Origin of the sequence: Amycolatopsis halotolerans (assembly GCF_042647905.1) — a bacterium.
GTDB classification, from domain to species: Bacteria; Actinomycetota; Actinomycetes; order Mycobacteriales; family Pseudonocardiaceae; genus Amycolatopsis; species Amycolatopsis halotolerans.
Map to the genome: position 1 here is coordinate 39,041 of NZ_JBHRWI010000031.1, position 15,207 is coordinate 54,247.

At 69.4% G+C, this 15,207-nt stretch carries 18 protein-coding genes; 5 read left to right on the forward strand and 13 right to left on the reverse strand.

The window, feature by feature from the left end; all coding sequences use genetic code 11:
* The first annotated feature begins 11 nt into the window (after nt 1–11).
* Nucleotides 12–203 carry a DUF1737 domain-containing protein gene (locus ACFORO_RS27665; RefSeq protein ID WP_354737451.1) on the forward strand — a complete coding sequence of 64 codons (192 nt, stop codon included), beginning with the start codon at nt 12–14 and terminating at the stop codon, nt 201–203.
* On the opposite strand, the gene ACFORO_RS27670 is transcribed toward ACFORO_RS27665, so the two are convergent.
* Both ACFORO_RS27670 and ACFORO_RS27675 read right to left on the reverse strand, forming a co-directional pair.
* Nucleotides 200–1,966 carry an MFS transporter gene (locus ACFORO_RS27670; protein ID WP_354737453.1) on the reverse strand — a complete coding sequence of 589 codons (1,767 nt, stop codon included), beginning with the start codon at nt 1,964–1,966 and terminating at the stop codon, nt 200–202. The two genes, ACFORO_RS27665 and ACFORO_RS27670, sit on opposite strands and share 4 nt — an antisense overlap.
* Nucleotides 1,967–2,099: 133 nt before the next feature.
* Nucleotides 2,100–3,485, reverse strand: a complete 1,386-nt coding sequence (locus ACFORO_RS27675; RefSeq protein ID WP_377875978.1) for an FAD-binding oxidoreductase — start codon at nt 3,483–3,485, stop codon at nt 2,100–2,102.
* Between the two features lie 143 nt (nt 3,486–3,628).
* On the opposite strand from ACFORO_RS27675, the gene ACFORO_RS27680 reads away from it, so the two are divergent.
* Nucleotides 3,629–4,123 carry a MarR family transcriptional regulator gene (locus ACFORO_RS27680; protein ID WP_354737457.1) on the forward strand — a complete coding sequence of 165 codons (495 nt, stop codon included), beginning with the start codon at nt 3,629–3,631 and terminating at the stop codon, nt 4,121–4,123.
* A 57-nt stretch (nt 4,124–4,180) separates the two neighbouring features.
* Here the strand turns inward: ACFORO_RS27680 and ACFORO_RS27685 are convergent, their stop codons facing one another.
* The 9 genes from ACFORO_RS27685 to ACFORO_RS27725 form a co-directional block, all read right to left on the reverse strand.
* A complete protein-coding gene (locus ACFORO_RS27685) occupies nt 4,181–4,762 on the reverse strand; it encodes a class F sortase (protein ID WP_377875976.1) in 582 nt (193 codons plus the stop codon).
* Nucleotides 4,759–5,586 carry a choice-of-anchor P family protein gene (locus ACFORO_RS27690; protein WP_377875974.1) on the reverse strand — a complete coding sequence of 276 codons (828 nt, stop codon included), beginning with the start codon at nt 5,584–5,586 and terminating at the stop codon, nt 4,759–4,761. The genes ACFORO_RS27685 and ACFORO_RS27690 overlap by 4 nt, the downstream gene beginning before the upstream one ends.
* Before the next feature lie 540 nt (nt 5,587–6,126).
* Nucleotides 6,127–7,137, reverse strand: coding sequence for an NBR1-Ig-like domain-containing protein (locus ACFORO_RS27695; protein WP_377875972.1), 1,011 nt, complete (start codon nt 7,135–7,137; stop codon nt 6,127–6,129).
* A 94-nt stretch (nt 7,138–7,231) separates the two neighbouring features.
* Nucleotides 7,232–7,603: a hypothetical protein gene (locus ACFORO_RS27700; RefSeq protein WP_354737465.1), complete on the reverse strand. Its 372-nt coding sequence runs from the start codon at nt 7,601–7,603 to the stop codon at nt 7,232–7,234.
* Nucleotides 7,604–7,753: 150 nt separating this feature from the next.
* Nucleotides 7,754–7,984 carry a hypothetical protein gene (locus tag ACFORO_RS27705; RefSeq protein WP_116200055.1) on the reverse strand — a complete coding sequence of 77 codons (231 nt, stop codon included), beginning with the start codon at nt 7,982–7,984 and terminating at the stop codon, nt 7,754–7,756.
* 27 nt (nt 7,985–8,011) lie between these two features.
* Nucleotides 8,012–8,470, reverse strand: a complete 459-nt coding sequence (locus tag ACFORO_RS27710; protein WP_377875969.1) for a GreA/GreB family elongation factor — start codon at nt 8,468–8,470, stop codon at nt 8,012–8,014.
* An 87-nt stretch (nt 8,471–8,557) separates the two neighbouring features.
* The gene (locus ACFORO_RS27715; protein ID WP_377875967.1) at nt 8,558–8,737 is read right to left on the reverse strand and encodes a hypothetical protein; all 180 of its coding nucleotides are present in this window, start codon (nt 8,735–8,737) and stop codon (nt 8,558–8,560) included.
* Between the two features lie 22 nt (nt 8,738–8,759).
* Nucleotides 8,760–10,022 carry an NAD(P)/FAD-dependent oxidoreductase gene (locus ACFORO_RS27720; RefSeq protein WP_377875965.1) on the reverse strand — a complete coding sequence of 421 codons (1,263 nt, stop codon included), beginning with the start codon at nt 10,020–10,022 and terminating at the stop codon, nt 8,760–8,762.
* 119 nt (nt 10,023–10,141) lie between these two features.
* A complete protein-coding gene (locus tag ACFORO_RS27725; RefSeq protein ID WP_377875963.1) occupies nt 10,142–11,680 on the reverse strand; it encodes a PucR family transcriptional regulator in 1,539 nt (512 codons plus the stop codon).
* Nucleotides 11,681–11,729: 49 nt separating this feature from the next.
* On the opposite strand from ACFORO_RS27725, the gene ACFORO_RS27730 reads away from it, so the two are divergent.
* Nucleotides 11,730–12,137 (forward strand): MmcQ/YjbR family DNA-binding protein, encoded by a 408-nt coding sequence (locus ACFORO_RS27730; RefSeq protein ID WP_377875961.1) that lies wholly within the window; start codon nt 11,730–11,732, stop codon nt 12,135–12,137.
* A gap of 53 nt (nt 12,138–12,190) precedes the next feature.
* Nucleotides 12,191–12,805, forward strand: coding sequence for a glyoxalase (locus ACFORO_RS27735; protein WP_354737483.1), 615 nt, complete (start codon nt 12,191–12,193; stop codon nt 12,803–12,805).
* Between the two features lie 142 nt (nt 12,806–12,947).
* Here the strand turns inward: ACFORO_RS27735 and ACFORO_RS27740 are convergent, their stop codons facing one another.
* The gene (locus tag ACFORO_RS27740; RefSeq protein ID WP_377875958.1) at nt 12,948–14,090 is read right to left on the reverse strand and encodes an FAD-dependent monooxygenase; all 1,143 of its coding nucleotides are present in this window, start codon (nt 14,088–14,090) and stop codon (nt 12,948–12,950) included.
* A gap of 146 nt (nt 14,091–14,236) precedes the next feature.
* On the opposite strand from ACFORO_RS27740, the gene ACFORO_RS27745 reads away from it, so the two are divergent.
* Nucleotides 14,237–14,548, forward strand: a complete 312-nt coding sequence (locus tag ACFORO_RS27745; protein ID WP_354737487.1) for an ArsR/SmtB family transcription factor — start codon at nt 14,237–14,239, stop codon at nt 14,546–14,548.
* A gap of 18 nt (nt 14,549–14,566) precedes the next feature.
* Here ACFORO_RS27745 and ACFORO_RS27750 read toward each other — a convergent pair whose 3' ends face one another.
* A complete protein-coding gene (locus ACFORO_RS27750; RefSeq protein WP_377875955.1) occupies nt 14,567–15,151 on the reverse strand; it encodes a TetR/AcrR family transcriptional regulator in 585 nt (194 codons plus the stop codon).
* Nucleotides 15,152–15,207: the final 56 nt, after the last annotated feature.

The window sequence follows — 15,207 nt, forward strand, 5'->3', positions numbered from 1 at the left end:
TCATGACCGTCATGAGCCAACCCCCAGACGGTCTCCCCGCCTACCGAGTCCTCACCGGACCCGACGACGCTGCCTTCTGCCGCCGGGTCAGCGAAGCCCTCGCGCTCGGCTACCGCCTGCACGAGGGCCCAGCGCTGACCTTCAACGGCGAGAACGTCATCGTCGCCCAAGCCGTGCTCTGGCCGGAAGCCGGAACCCGCTAGCGGTCGCTCCGGGGAGACACCAGCTCACTAGGCCCGCCACCAGATTCCCCAGCCACCGCCGCCAGTTCCTCCCCCACCGACTCCGACGCCTTCTTCGTGTCCTTCGTCAGCAGCGACGCCACGGCGCCGATCAGGCACACCACGATCGCGAAGCCGAACGCCACCGCGAGGCCGTCCTGGAACGGGCCCGAGATCAGGTTCGGGAAGAAGCTGCGGCCGGTCAGGAAGTTCGCCTGGTCCGCGGGCAGACTGCCCAACTGGCCGCCCAGCAGCTGCTGGATCGGGTTGTAGCCGAGGAAAGCCGCGAACAGCACCGCGACCGCCGGCAGGTGGGCGACCTGTTGCGCGGCCGCCTCGGGGACGCCGTGCTGGGTCAGGCCTTGCGACATCGCGATCGGCAGGTGGTCCGAGAGACCGGCGATGATCAGGCTGAAGAAGAAGCCGATCGACAGCACCATCGCCGCGTTCTGGAAGGTCGTCATCATGCCCGCGCCGGAACCTCGCGCGTCGGCGGGAAGGCTGTTCATCACCTCGGCCCGGTTGGGCGAGGAGAACATGCCCATGCCGATGCCGTTGAGCAGCAGGATCCCGGCGAACGCCCAGTAGTCGAAGTTCACCGGCAGCAGCATCAGCAGCAAGAACGTGAGCGCGGTGATGACCAGGCCGCCGGAGGCGAGCGCGCGGCTGCCGATCCGGTCGGACAGGATGCCGGACGTCGGCGCGGCCACCAGGAAGCCGATGGTCAGCGGGAGCATGTAGATCCCGGCCCACAGCGGCGTCTGCTCGAAGGTGAAACCGTGCTGCGGCAGCCAGATTCCCTGCAGCCAGATGATCAGCACGAACTGCAGCCCGCCGCGGCCGAGCGACGCCGTCAGGTTCGCCAGGTTGCCCCAGCTGAACGAGCGGATCCGGAACAGCGACAGCCGGAACAGCGGATTGGGCACCTTCGTCTCGATCACCATGAAGGCGATCAGCACCGCGACCCCGCCGATCAGGCACGACAGCACCATCGGGCTGCCCCAGCCGGTCTGCGAAGTGCCGTAGGGCTGGATTCCGTAGGTGATGCCCACCAGCACCGCGATGAGGCCGACGGCGAAGGTGATGTTGCCCCACCAGTCCATTTTCGCGTGCTGGCGGACGCCGGTGTCGTGCAGTTTGAGGTACGCCCACACCGTGCCGACGACGCCGAACGGCACCGACACCAGGAAGATCAGGTTCCAGTTCACCGGCGCGAGCACGCCGCCGACCACGAGGCCGAGGAACGAGCCCGCGATGGCCGCGACGCCGTTCATGCCGAGCGCGAGCCCGCGCTGGTTGGCCGGGAAGGCGTCGGTGAGGATGGCCGACGAGTTCGCCATCAGGAACGCGCCGCCGACGCCCTGCACGATCCGCCAGCCGATCAGCCACAGCGCGGCCGCGTCGCCGTCGAACCAGGTGATCGCCAGCATGATCGAGGAAACGGTGAACACGGCGAAGCCGAGGTTGTACATCCTGGCCCGGCCGTACATGTCGCCGAGCCTGCCGAACGCCACCACCAGCACCGCGGTGACCACGAGGAATCCCATGATCATCCACAGCAGGTAGCTCGTGTTCGACGGCTCCAGCGGGTTGATGCCGATGCCCTTGAAGATGTCGGGCAGCGCGATCAGCACGATCGACGAGTTGATCGTCGCGATCAGCATCCCGAGCGTCGTGTTGGACAGCGCGATCCACTTGTACCGCGGACCGAGTTCCGCGATCGAATACGTCCTGCGCTCCGCCACTGTCGAAAACCCCTCTCCCAGCCGTTCCCTTAGCTAGGCTAAGCAAGTTGCTTGCGGTAGGCAACCAACAAAAGAAAACGACTGGGAGACAAGGGTCACAAACGGATGACTATCCTTTGTGGACTGTTTACTTTCACTCGGTCGAGTTACGCTGTGCGGGACCTCCGACGACCTTTCCGGGATTGAGGATCCCGTGCGGGTCGAGGGCGTTCTTGACCGCGTGGTGCAGGTCGAGAACCGCTGGTCCCAGCTCTTTCTCCAGCCCTGGCCGCTTCAGCAGGCCGACGCCGTGCTCGCCGGTCACCGTGCCGCCGAGTTCGAGCGCGTCGGCGACGATGTCGTCGAACGCGGCCTGCGCGCGGCGCTGCGCGTCGTCGTCCCCGGTCGGCGTGATCAGCAGGGGATGCAGATTCCCGTCGCCGATATGCGCGATATTGGCGATTCGCGTGTCGTGCCGTTGTGCGGCCAGATCGATCCTGGCGAGCATTTCCGGCACCAAATGCGTCGGCACGCAGACGTCCTCGGTGAGCACCGGCCCGAGCCGTTCGAGCGCCGGGTACGCCAGCCGCCGGGCGGCGAACAGCGCGTCCGCCTCGGCCTCGTCGGTCGACTGCGCGGCCCAGGTCGCGCCCGCTTTCTCAAAACACTCCACCATCACCGCGGCCTCGTGCCCGCCCGGCACGTCGCTGCGGCCGAGCAGCACCACGTTCGCGTCCGCGGACAGACCCATGTTCTTCCAGGCGTCCACCGCGGCCAGGCAATGCCGGTCCACCAGCTCCAGCGCCGAGGGCACGATCCCGGCCGCGCGGATCGCCGCCGCCGCCTCCCCCGCCGCGACCGTCGAGTCGAAGTACCCGGCGACGGTCGCCTCCGGCGCGCGTTTCGCCCGCAGCCGCACGGTGATTTCGGTGATGACGCCGAGCGTTCCCTCCGACCCGACCATCAGCCCGGCGAGGTCGTATCCGGCCACGCCTTTCGCGGTGCGGCGGCCGAGCCGGACGAGTTCGCCGGTGCCGGTGACGACCTGCAGCCCGAGTACGTAGTCGCGAGTCACGCCGTACTTCACGCAGCACACGCCGCCCGCGTTGGTCGCGACGTTGCCGCCGATCGTCGACCACGGCGAGCTGGCCGGGTCCGGCGGATACCAAAGCCCTTGTTCGGCACAGGCCGCGCGGAGGTCGTCGTTGACCACGCCGGGTTCGACCACGGCGAGCCGTTCCACCGGGTCGATCTCCTTGATCGCGGTCATCCGGTCAGTCGTCAGGACGACGCACCCGGCCAGCGCGTTCGCCCCGCCGGACAACCCGGTTCCCGCGCCGCGCGGCACCACCGGCGTGCCGTGTTTGACGCATTGCCGGACGATCGCCCGCACCTCGTCCGCGGTGCGCGGGCGGACCAGGACCGCCGGCTCGCCGTATGGAGCCCACTCCGCCTCGTCGTGCGCGAAGCTGCGCAGCACGTCGGGGTCCCGCACGATCCGGTCGTCCGGCAGGACGGTGTGCAGGTCGTCGATCAGCATGGGGGCTCCCGCGTTCTTCCGGTCCGCTTTCCCTCCTCAGGTTAGGTCGAAATCCGGGGAGAACCGGCGCCGCTCGGGCAACCGGTGCCCGCCGTGCTCGCCCCGGCTACCCTGACCAGCGGGGGAACGGGAGGGCGGAGCAGATGGCTTCCGGAGCAGCCGGAACGGACACGGCGCGGCGCAGGCGGCGCACCACGGCGGCCCTCAAGGAGTCGCTGCGGGAACTGCGCAATCAGCTGTCGCTGCTGAACCACCAGGTCGGCGGACGGCTGAAGCTCAAGGACGTCGACCTCGACTGCCTCGAACTGATCTCGTCCGCCGGACCGCTGAGCCCCAGCGCGCTCGCCCGCCGCGCGGGCCTGCACCCGGCGACCGTGACCGGCATCCTCGACCGGCTGCAGCGCGGCGGATGGATAGCGCGCGAACGGGATCCGGACGCGGCCGACCGGCGCGCGGTCACCGTGCGGGCGGTGCCGGGGCGTACGCAGGAGCTGTTTCGCGTGTACAGCGGGATGAGCTCAGCCATGGACGACCTGTGCGCCGGATACACCGAAGACGAACTCATGCTCATCGCCGGATTCCTCCGCCGCACCGCCGAAGCGGGCCGGGCGGCGACCGACGAACTGTCCGGGGAATGACAAAGGGCCTCGCCGCTTCGCCCGAGCGCGAAACGACGAGGCCCTGGTATCGGTCGCTCAGCTGTCGAGCGTGCCGTACACGATGATGTTGTCGAGATAGCTCTTCTTCTCGGCGTCGAACGCGCCGCCGCAGGTGATCAGGCGGATCTGCGAGTCGGTGGTGTTGCCGTACACGGCTTCGGTGGGGAACGTCTTCTTCGCGATCTGGTCCACCTTGGTCACTGTGAACGAGGCCGTCGACCCGTCCTTGCGCCCGATGATGACCTTGTCGCCCTTCTTCATCTCGTGCAGCCGCCAGAAAATGCCCTTCTGGTGGTTGCCGTCGATGTGGCCGAGGACGACCGCCGGTCCGACCTGGCCCGGCTTGGGGCCGAAGTGGTACCAGCCTGCCTGCAGCGGCTGGTCGACCGGCGGCACCTGGACGCTCTTGTCGTCGTTGAGGCCGAGCGGCACGAGCGACGAGTGCGCGGAGATGCTGGGAACGTCGAGCGAGACCGGGTCCGCGACCTGCTGGGCGGCCGCCGCGGAACTCGCCGGGGCCGCGGCGGGCGGGGTATCCGCCGAACCGCAGCCCAGCAGGGCGAAGTTCGCGACGAAAGCCAGCAGGAGCGCGAAAAGCCCGAACCGGGAACGGGTCACCGGGCGGTCACCGCGGCCAGCGAACCGTCGCCGGTCTCCGGCGCGCCGACCGGCACGACGGTCACCTGGCCGGGGCCTTCGGCGGGCGGGGTGCCCGGCTTGCCCGGCTCGGAGGGCTGGGTGGACGACGGCGGGGTGGTCGGGTTGCCCGCGACCTTGGCGCAGGTGGCCGAGGCGAGGACGATGTCGCCCTTGCCGAGCGCGCCGGTGACGTCGCCGCCGAGGAGCTTGATGTGCAGCGCGTTGACGGTGAGGCTGCCGTCGGAGTGCTTGATCTGCTCGTTGACGATCACCTGCAGCACGCCGTCGATGCCGAGCTTCTGGTTCGGCTTGGTCGACACCGGGATCTTGCCGATCTTGCCGAGGTCGAGGCCGGCCAGCTCGGACGAGGCGGTGATGCCGTCCGGAGTGGACTTGCACTCGGAGCTGATCACGCGGGCCGTGGGGGTGGAACCGGCGAGCGGGGCGAGCACCGGGAGCGCGGCGTCGACGATGGAGGCCTTCGAGTCGACCGGGCCGCTGCTGCCGTCCTGCTTCGCCGAACTGCTGATGACCTTCGCCGTGACCAGGCCCTTCAGCGGCACGTTCACCACCTGCGCGGACTCCGGGCCCTCGGTCGAGGACGGGGCGATCTTGCCGGTGTCGACCGTGATCCCCTTGTCGCCGAGCACGCCGGGCAGCAGCGAGACCGAGGCGGACGCGCCGTAGGCCGACCCGGCGGGCGACTCGGCGGCGAGCGCCGACGGGGCGACGGCGGTGGCGAGCAAAGCCAGCGCGGGAACGGCGAGGCCGACGGTCCGTCCGCGCAGCAGGGCAGAACGCATGAATTGTCCTTCCGAACATCAAGAATGGAGCCGCCGCACGGATCCCCGAATCCACGCGTGACCGCACACAACTGTCGGTCACCGGCAGGGCGCGACATTATCAAGACGCCCCGGAAACGCAAAGCAAGATCCGTCGCGCAGCGCGCCCGCCCGACGGTTCCGGTGACCACAATTATCGCAATTTAACCACTAAAGAGTGATGTAACGCGGCGTCGCGGACGCGGTTTTCTCACGCTGAGCTACCGGAATCGGGGACCGCCTGGCGGATTGCGCCTCGGTCCACCCGGAGGGGTGATCCTGCGAAGGGTTCGATTCGGATACTCATTGTCATGTGACCGCTACCGTTCCCCGGCGGCCATTCCTGGTTCGCCAATTCGCCCCGCGACCGGCGCGGGCATCGGCGGAAAATGTCCGCAAGGGAATCAGCGGGAACGGAACGAGCGAACGGGAAAAAGGGTACGGTTTTCTTGCCCAGGGCGGTGACCAGCGGCAATGCGCGATTGTGGACAGTCCGAAAAGGACTGTCGGCGCGTTCTCCGGTTACTCCACAGCGACGGTGACCTGGTAGAAAATCCCGGTCCGGTCCGGAAACACCAGCGCGCCGCGTTCGTCGACCATCTTCCACAGGACGTGGCAGACGCCGGTGCCGGTCGGCTTCACCGGGACGCTCACCTCCACCAGTTGCCCCGGCTCGGCATCCGGGACCGGGACGCGCGGCGGGGACGGGCACAGCACCGTCGTGCCGCCCGCGACCTGCAGAAAGCGGCTGCGCCACGGCACTGAGCCGGTGTTCTTCAGCCGCCAGATCTTCGTGAATGTCCGGCCGTAGCGGGTTTTCGCGCCGTCGGGGAAGGTGACATCGCCGGAGAGGCCGTCGCCGCCGAAGCCGGACGAGTCGCCGGGCAGCGGGTAGTGCGGGGCGGCGGCTTCCTTGTCGCGGGACGACGGGGTGGCCAGGACTACGACCGCGGCCACGAGTCCGAGGACGACCAGAACGGTGGCCGCGACGACGATCGAGCCCCAGCGGCGGGTCTTGGCAGGCTCCCAGGGCGGAGTGGAGAATGGCTCGGCGGGGTGGCTCTCAACAGGAGAAGCGGCGTCGACCGCGCTCCAGTCCCCTGCGCCGGGCGGATCGGCGTGCGCCGAGGTATCGAATGCCTGGTCCGGTGAATCGGTCTCGCCTGCAGAGCCCGCCGAAGCAGCCCAAGCCGGGTCCGATTGCCCTTCGACCGCCTCTTCCCACCGCGCCAGCCACTCGCGCCGCACCGTCTCCTCGTCGCGGCCGAGGCCGGTCACCGCGAGACTCCGGACGAACTCCCAGGTCGTCGGCCAAGACGGCGCGCTGCGTCCGCGCGTGGCGGCCGACAGCGCCGATTTCGACGCAACAGCGCCGAGTTCCGTGCGCATCCGGTCGTAGGACGGGTCGCCTGCTTCCCGCTTCAAGTCCAGCAGCCCGCAGGCGAAACGGGAGACGGGACCCGCGCCCGCGTCGGGCACGATGTGCTTGCGACCTCGGCGGGCCTGGGGCTGCCCGGCCGCGGGCTCGCTCATGACACCTCCAATGATCGACATCGACCCTTGGAGGTTGCCAGGCGGCCCGGGGCGGCGCAGCCCCGGGCCCGCCCGGCTCGTCAGCGAACGGGGCTCAGAGCTTGCAGCCCTTCTGGATGCGCACGACCGAGTGGTCGAGGCCGATGTGGAACTTCTTCTTGCCCTTGGTGCCGCCGTTGGTGGTCATGCACTGGACGCTCATCGCGCCGTCCGTGTCCTTCAGCACGATGCCCGCGGACACCTTGTGCGAACAGTGGTTGTTGAAGTACACGGTGACGTTCGTGGCGCCGTCGCCCCACGAGTAGTTGGCCTTCTTCCCGGACGGCTTCGTGCACTTGATGCTCGCGGTGTGCTTGCTCTGCGCGCTCACCGGAGCCGCGGTGTCCGCCGACGCGGCGGGCGCGGCGATCCCGGCGAATGCGATCCCCAGCGCGGAGGCGGCCATCAGCGTCTTGCCGATCTTCATGGGTGTCCCCTCGGACGAAACGGAATGGAGTTACAGCCGGGAAATCCCGGTGCACTCATCCCAGCGCGCCGTCCGTTCTGTCCTCAACTCCCTCGCTGTCCATGGTCAAAGCGGGATGTTGTCCACGCAGGTCAGCGAATTGTCCACGGCTCAGTCAGCCGGGCCGCGCAGTGTCAGGACCACGCGTAAGACGTGTTCGACGGCCGACTCGAACATCGCGCCGCGCAGTTCGCCGCGCGTCTCGAGGTTGCGCGCGGCGAGGTCGAGCATCCGGTCCGGTCCGACCCGGCGCACGAGGAGCGCGGCGACCTCCTCGAGGTCGAGGCTCGGGTTGTCGAGCCGGGCGAGGGCGAACTCGATGATGAGCTCTTCGTCGGTCACTCTTTCAGGGTAGCCACGAAACGGGCTTCAGCCATGGCTCTGATAGCGCCCGTACGGATAGGCCTCGACCAGGGTGACCCGCACGACCGCGCCGCTGGGCACCTCGTACTCCCGCTGCTCCCCCGGCTTGGCGCCGTCCAGCGCGCGTCCGAGCGGCGAGTCCGGCGAGTAGACCTCCAGGTCGGTGCCGACCTCGTCGCGGGCGGCCAGCAGGAACGTCTCGACCCCGCCGTCGTCGTAGCGGACGGTCAGGACCATGCCGGGCTCGGCGATTCCGTCGTCCGGCGGGTCTTCGCCGACGACGGCGCTGCGCAGCAGGTCCTGCAGCTGCCGGATCCGCGCCTGCCGGTGCTGCCTGCGGTCGAGCCGGTCGTGCTCGCCCGCCCCCTCGCCGAGTTCGGGTTCGCGCAGCAGGTCAGCGAGTTCCGCGGCGAGGCGGGCGTGCGCGTCGGCGGTCAGCCAGGGACGCGAAGAGGTGGTCGACATGGGAGGTGCCTTTCGGATGTCGTCCGTGGGGGCCGGGCCAGCGGGAGGCGTCCAGCCCCCACGGACTTTCGAGGAGTCCCGCGGCGGTCAGCGGGGCTCGGGCCCGGTGCGGCGGTCGAGCACGCCGGCGTCGGCGGCGAACCAGCCGGCGGCTTTCACCAGGATGTCTCGTTCGGTGCGCAGCAAGGCGTTCTCCGCGCGGAGGAACATCAGCTCGGCGTGCTCGTCGCCGGTCAGCGGCGGCGGACCGGCGGGTTCGGCGGACATTCTTGGATCAGACACCGTCGGGTCACCGCAGCGGGTCGAACGGCCGCAGCGCTTCCGGTTGCCTGCCGGTGGCGATCTGCTCGGCGAGCAGCTTCCCGGTGACCGCGCCGTGCGAGAGGCCCCACATGCCGTGTCCGCCCGCGACGTACATCCCCGGCGCGCCGGTCTGGCCGATCACCGGCCGGCCGTCGGCGCTGACCGGGCGCGAGCCGACCCAGACGTCGGTGCGCTGGTCCCAGCGCAGGCCCTTGAGCAGCGGCCGGGCCGAGGCGACGATCGCGTCGACGCGCGCCGGGTACAGCGGGTCGTCCGGCTTGCGGAACTCCATCGTCCCGGCCACCCGCAGCCCGCCCTGGTACGGCGTGCACGCGACCCGGATGTCCGGCAGGTACATCGGGCTCGGCACCGGATCGTCGGTCGGCACGGTGAAGGAGTACCCGCGCCCGGCGCGCACCGGGACGCGCACGCCCCATTTGTGCGCCAGTTCGCCCAGCCACGCACCGGTCGCGAGCACGACGGCGTTGGCGTTAACCGTCTGGCCGTTCGCTGACAGCAGGGTGTAGGCGTACTCGTGCCTGCGGATCGCGGCGACCTCGAACCGGTGCCGGATCGTGCCGCCGCGGCTGACCACCGCGCGGGCGAGCGATTCGACGAACCGGCCGGGGTCGACGTAGCGCTGGCCGTCGATCCGGATGCCGGCCCCGATCCGGTCGGTGACCTGCGGGAAGTGCTCGCGCAGTTCCGGTCCGGCGAGTTGCGTCCAGGACACCTTCTGCCCGGCGTCGCCGAGCCGGTCCAGTTCCTTGACGAGCGTTTGTGCCTTCGCCGAGGTCTCGAACAGGGCGGTGATGGGCGCGTCGATGGTCGGCGCGTCCACGCCGCTCGCGGTCAGGATGTCAAACGCTTCAAGGCATTCCTCGTTGAACGGCAGGTTCGCGCGCACTGCCCGGTTCCAGGAACGGTGGGTGCAGTTCGCCGCGAAGCGGGCGAGGAACTGCCACAGCCGCGGGTCCGGAGTGGCCGGGACGTGCAGCGGTGCCTGCCGGTCGAGCAGGGTGCGCAGGCCGTAGCGGAGGACGGCGGGTTCGTTGAGCGGGATCGACAACCCGGGCGAGAGCCAGCCCGCGTTGCCCCACGACGAGCCCGCCGCGATGCCCTCGCGGTCGACGACGGTCACCCGCACGCCGCGTTCCTGCAGGAACCAGGCGGTCGACAGTCCGACGATGCCCGCGCCGACCACGATCGCCGAACGCGGTCCGCCGCCCTTCCGGTCGAGATCGCCCATGGTGTTTCCTCCGCCGAGCCGTGCCGCTGGTTGTGCTGGTGCGGCCAGGATGACCCGGATTCGGCGGACGGTCTTTGTCGAGTTCGGCCAAACGGAGCAAGCCCGGTTGTCCGGATCGGTCAATCCCGCGGATCGGCGACGGCGAGCTCGATGATCATCGCCAGCCGTTTCGCGGGCAGGTCGAGCCGCAGCGGCGTCACGTCGGCCATCTTCCGCAGCCGGTAGCGGATGGTGTTGGGGTGCACGCCGAGCCGTTCGGCGGCTTCGGTGAGGTCGCCTTGGGTCTCGAGCCACGCGCGCAGGGTCGCGACGTAACTGGTCGAGTTGGCCGCGTCGTGCCTGGCCAGATCCGCGATGGGACCGCGCGCCGGGGCTCGTCCCGCTGCCGCGGCGGCGCGCAGGCGGAGGATCAGGATGTCGTCCCAGGACTCGTCGTACGCGACGGCCGCGCCGGGTTCCGGGCGAACGTCGTGCAGCGCGAGACATTCGTCGGATTCCCGCCTGCTGGCGGGAAGATCCGCGGTGGACGCGGGCGCGCCGATCCCCGCCGCGACCGTGACCTGCGCGGGCAACGCGTCGCGGATCCCGTCGATCCACGCGCGGGCGGTTTCGACGTCTTCGCCGGGCAGAACGGTGTAGACGGTGTTGCTGAACAGCGTGCTCCGGCCCGGCCGCGACCAGCCGAACCCGGTGGTCGCGCGCTCGAACGCGAGCAGCAGCGCGGCGTGCCGTTCGTCGGCGATGTGCGCCTGGAGCGCGACCACGCGGAACCGGCCGGGCGGCAAACCGAGCCTGCTCAGCACGGCCGCCGCGTCCGGGGTGCCTTCCAGCAGCCGGATCACCAGGTCCGACTCGACCTGCCGTTCGAGGTCGGCGCTCGCCCGCGACCGCAGCAGATGCAGCCCGACCGTGCGCGAACTGTCGTGCAGGACAGTGCGCCGGACGTCCGACAGCGGCTCCTCGCACTCCACCCAAATCGACCCGAGCGTCTCGCGCCCGGCCCGGACCGCGACGACCATGCGCCCGGTCAGCCCGTGCTCCGGATCGGCCTCGACGAACAACGGCTCGTCCGACTGGGCGAGATGCGCGAACACGCCGCGGCGCTCGAACAGTTCGCGCACCTGGTCCGGCACTCGCCGCCCGAGGATCGTCTCCAGCCGCACCCGGTCCGCGCCCTGCTGACGGCTGGAGTACGCGAGCACGCGCGACAGCTGGTCCTCGATGGTGACCGCGCTGCCGAGTGCGTCGGCGAGGCTGTCGGCCAGCGCGAACAGGTCGGTCGGGCCGCGGCCGGATTCCGTCTCGCGCCCTTCGAGCACCAAGCCGTAGACCACGCCCGCGAGCTGCCCCCACGACACTTCCGGGTCCACGAGCAGCACCGCGACCTGGCCGTCCTCGGCTTTCGCGACCTCGTCCGGTCCCGGCGGCGTGGCTCCGCGCACCAACACGACCGACGCCCGCGCTTGAGCGGCCCGTTCAACGGCTTCCAGCACTGATTCGACGCCCACCGCGAGGTAAACGTCGCCGCGCAACCCGCGCGGGTCGGCGGGGTCGTCCATCACCACGTCCCGCAACGCGACCGCGCGCGCGACGGGACAGCAGCACAACCGCGCGCCGTACCCACCGAGGACGTTGACGAGCCGATCCAGCGTGACCATGCCCTGTTCATACCTGACGCGGTGCGCTGGGAGTCGTATCGTGCAAGTCATGCGGGCGCGGGTCGAGGACGTGCACGAGCTGGCGCTGGGGATGCCCCACGTCACGGTGGTGCGCGGCTCGCGCGAGAACCCCGTCTACCAGGTCGGCGGCAAGTCGTTCGTGTTCTTCCGGACGCCGCGGCCGGACGCCTTCGACCCGGACACCGGGCAGCGATACCCGGACGTGATCGTGTTCTGGGTACCGTCCGAATCGGACAAGCAGGCGCTGGTCCAGGACCCGGACAGCCCGTTTTTCACCACTCCGCACTTCGACGGCCACCTGTCGGTGCTCGTCCGCGCCGCCCACCTCGGCTCGTTGACGCGGCAGGAGCTGACCGAAGTCGTCGAGGACGCCTGGTTGTCCCGAGCGTCACCGCGCCGGCGCGAAGCGTGGCTGGCCGGGCGTCCGGCTCGGTAAGCGATCAGGAATCGAGAAGCGTCGGGGCTGGTGCCGGACTTAGCGTTTACCGCATGACCTCATTCGACTTTGTCACCCTGGACGTTCCCGATGTCGCCGCCGCCGAGCGCTTCTACACCGCCGCGTTCGATCTGGGCGACCGTCTCCGCTTCCGCCACGCCGCCGCGCCGAGCACCGGTTTCCGCGGATTTACCTTGTCGCTCACCGTTTCCCAGCCCGCGAACGCCGTCGCTTACCTGGACGCGGCCCTCGCCGCGGGCGCGACTTCGCTGAAGCCAGCGGCCAAGTCGCTGTGGGGTTTCGGCGGGGTTGTGCAGGCTCCGGACGGTGCGATTTGGAAGGTCGCGACTTCCACGAAGAAGGATTCCGGCGCGGGGGTCCGGGAATACGACCAGATGGTGCTGCTGCTGGGCGCGTCGGATGTGGCGGCGACCAAGCAGTTTTACGTCTCGCACGGGCTCGCTGTGGGCAAGAGCTACGGCAAAAAGTATGTGGAATTCGAGACGAGCCCGATCAAGCTGGCCCTTTACGGCCGGAAGGCTTTGGCGAAGGACGCCGGGGTTCCGGAGGAGGGTTCGGGTTCGCATCTGCTGACGATCGGCGGGGACGCGGGGCGGATCACGGACCCGGACGGATTCGGCTGGGAGACTTCGGTTCTTGCTGGCTGACGGGCGAGGGCCTCGTGTGTGTTTATGCCGGGTAGCACCGGGATGAACACGCACGAGACGCTCAGCAAACCTCACAGCTCGCCGTTGCGCACTTCCCTCTGCGAGATCGCCAAAGACCGCTAAAGGCTCCCGGCCCGGCCGTTCAAACCCGGCCGTTCTGCTTGGCGGGCAAGGGTTTCCGAGTGGCGAGGCCGACAGCTCGGCCGACAGTATTGCGCAGCGCCAGCCCGTACCGAGTCCGTGGCACAAGCAGCGTGGCAACGAAGCTGACGCGCCGGTGCCTCGGCTCCACGTGCCGCCGGTGCTTCGCCTCGTAGGCCTGAAAGGCGCGCGCATGGTCACCGGGATGCGCCGCGAGCGCTTCGGCCAGCGTGTGCGCGCCAGCCATCGCCATGCTCGACCCGTCGCCGAGCAGGGCCACCGCGGATGCCGCGTCGCCGAGCAATGCCACTCGACCGTGCGACCACTTGTCCATCCGCACGTTGGCGAGCGGATCGAAGAACGGCGCGGGGTGGTTCTGGTACGCCTCGACCAGTTCCGGGCTTCGCCAGCCGATTCCCGCGTACGCCCCGGCCACCAGACGCTTGTGGAGCGCGGTGTCGTGACGGTCGTAGCCGGGCACGCGCCCGCCGCGAAAAGTGAACATCGCGAGCGGCTTGCCCCGGGACGGGTGGAGAGTGAGCATCCGGCCGGGCGCGGTCAGCATCACCGCCACCTCCGGGTCTTCGAGTGCACCAGGCTCCAGCGGCACCGTCGCGCTGTACATGCCAAGGCCGGTCGTGAACTGCTCCGCCGGCCCGAAGACCATGCGGCGCACCGGAGAATGGATGCCGTCCGCACCGACGACCAGGTCGAACCGGCGCGGCGGCGACCGGCGGAAGGTGGCCTCGACGCCCGACGGGTCCTGCCGGAGCCTGGTGACCGTCTCGTCGAAGAGGAACTCGGCGTCGTCGCGCGCTGCCCCGTGGAGCACCGCGGACAGGTCGGACCGGGTCACTTCGACCGACTGCGGGGACGTCGTCGGGACCCGGAGGAGCTGCCGCCCGTCCGGATCGAGCAGCGAGAGAACCCTTGAGCCGGTGGCGATCTCGTGCAACTGCGGGAGGATGCCCATGCTCCTGGCGACCGTCAGCGCCGGTTCCTTGACGACGACGGCACTGCCGCCGGACCGCAGCTCTTTGGCCTGCTCGACGACCGTCGGCCGGTACCCGTGCCGGGCCAGCCAGTAGGCGAGAGCGGGACCGGCGATACCGGCGCCGTGGATCAGGACGCGGGAAGGCGTCATGCCGCAACCTTTTCGTTGGAGGGAAACGACGAGCGCCGCGCGGGCTTTCGAGTCAGGCGCGGGTTCTCAGGTACGTCTCTCGTCGTACCTGCAGTCAAGCACGGCCTTGAGGTACGATGCAAGACGTACCTGAAAGAGGTGAGGCGATGACCGAGTCAGGTCCGGCCGGGGACGCAGACCTGGGCACGGTGTTCCGCGCGCTCGCCGACGAGCACCGCCGCACCGTGATCGCGGAACTGGCGGCGGACGGGAGCGACCGCGAGCGCACCTGCAACTCGTTCGATCTCCCGGTGTCCAAGCAGACGCAGACGCACCACTTCCGGGTTTTGCGCGAGGCCGGGCTCATCCACGAGATCAATTACGGGAACCGGAAGGGAATCCGGTTGCGCCGGGCGGAAATCAACCGGCGGCTCCCCGGCCTGCTCGACTTGCTGACCGCGGAGCGCCGCGGCACCTGACTCCAGCGCGGGCCTGCCCTAATTCCGCGCCCGCAATGCCCGCGAAAGCGCACCCAAGCTAACGTCGACTATCGCGCGAAGCTGCTTCGGACTCGCCCCCGCCCGGCTCATCACGGCCAACGACTGGTTGACCGCCGCGAGGTGAACGGCGAAGTCCTCGGCGTCGGCCAACTTCGCGGCACGCAACGCTTTTCGCAGCCGCGCCTGCTGGAAACCCAGAGCTTTGGTCGCGCGCGCGGCGATGTCCGGGCTCAGCACCGGTATCGCCATCGCAGTCTGGGCGACTAGACATCCGTCCGGCACATCGGGGTCGGCGATGCGTTGGAGGGTGATGCCGAAGAACTCCCGTACCGCCCGGAGCGGATCCTCGGCCGCCCTCGATAAGGCCTGGTCATACCGGTCGCCGTAGCGCGCGACGTAGCGATCCAGGCAGCGCAGATAGAGCGAAACCTTGTCTCCCCATGAGGAGTAGATGGAACTGCGGTTCAACCCGGTCGCCTGGGAGAGGTCGTCGAGAGAAGTGTCCGCGTACCCGGCCCGCCAGAACTGGACCATCGCCGCGTCGAGCGCGACGTCCACGTCGAACTGCTTCTTTCCGGCCATCCCGCACCCCGTTCTCTCGCCGCCGTGCCCAGCCTAGCTCATCTTGAACTGTTCGG

Coding starts and splice junctions, on each gene's coding strand:
- ACFORO_RS27700 (WP_354737465.1), bottom strand. CDS start 7,603: ATGAAGATCGGCAAGACGCTGATGGCCGCCTCCGCGCTGGGGATCGCA.
- ACFORO_RS27665 (WP_354737451.1), top strand. CDS start 12: ATGAGCCAACCCCCAGACGGTCTCCCCGCCTACCGAGTCCTCACCGGA.
- ACFORO_RS27680 (WP_354737457.1), top strand. CDS start 3,629: ATGGCTTCCGGAGCAGCCGGAACGGACACGGCGCGGCGCAGGCGGCGC.
- ACFORO_RS27735 (WP_354737483.1), top strand. CDS start 12,191: ATGACCTCATTCGACTTTGTCACCCTGGACGTTCCCGATGTCGCCGCC.
- ACFORO_RS27695 (WP_377875972.1), bottom strand. CDS start 7,137: ATGAGCGAGCCCGCGGCCGGGCAGCCCCAGGCCCGCCGAGGTCGCAAG.
- ACFORO_RS27740 (WP_377875958.1), bottom strand. CDS start 14,090: ATGACGCCTTCCCGCGTCCTGATCCACGGCGCCGGTATCGCCGGTCCC.
- ACFORO_RS27730 (WP_377875961.1), top strand. CDS start 11,730: ATGCGGGCGCGGGTCGAGGACGTGCACGAGCTGGCGCTGGGGATGCCC.
- ACFORO_RS27745 (WP_354737487.1), top strand. CDS start 14,237: ATGACCGAGTCAGGTCCGGCCGGGGACGCAGACCTGGGCACGGTGTTC.
- ACFORO_RS27720 (WP_377875965.1), bottom strand. CDS start 10,022: ATGGGCGATCTCGACCGGAAGGGCGGCGGACCGCGTTCGGCGATCGTG.
- ACFORO_RS27675 (WP_377875978.1), bottom strand. CDS start 3,485: ATGCTGATCGACGACCTGCACACCGTCCTGCCGGACGACCGGATCGTG.
- ACFORO_RS27750 (WP_377875955.1), bottom strand. CDS start 15,151: ATGGCCGGAAAGAAGCAGTTCGACGTGGACGTCGCGCTCGACGCGGCG.
- ACFORO_RS27710 (WP_377875969.1), bottom strand. CDS start 8,470: ATGTCGACCACCTCTTCGCGTCCCTGGCTGACCGCCGACGCGCACGCC.
- ACFORO_RS27690 (WP_377875974.1), bottom strand. CDS start 5,586: ATGCGTTCTGCCCTGCTGCGCGGACGGACCGTCGGCCTCGCCGTTCCC.
- ACFORO_RS27725 (WP_377875963.1), bottom strand. CDS start 11,680: ATGGTCACGCTGGATCGGCTCGTCAACGTCCTCGGTGGGTACGGCGCG.
- ACFORO_RS27715 (WP_377875967.1), bottom strand. CDS start 8,737: ATGTCCGCCGAACCCGCCGGTCCGCCGCCGCTGACCGGCGACGAGCAC.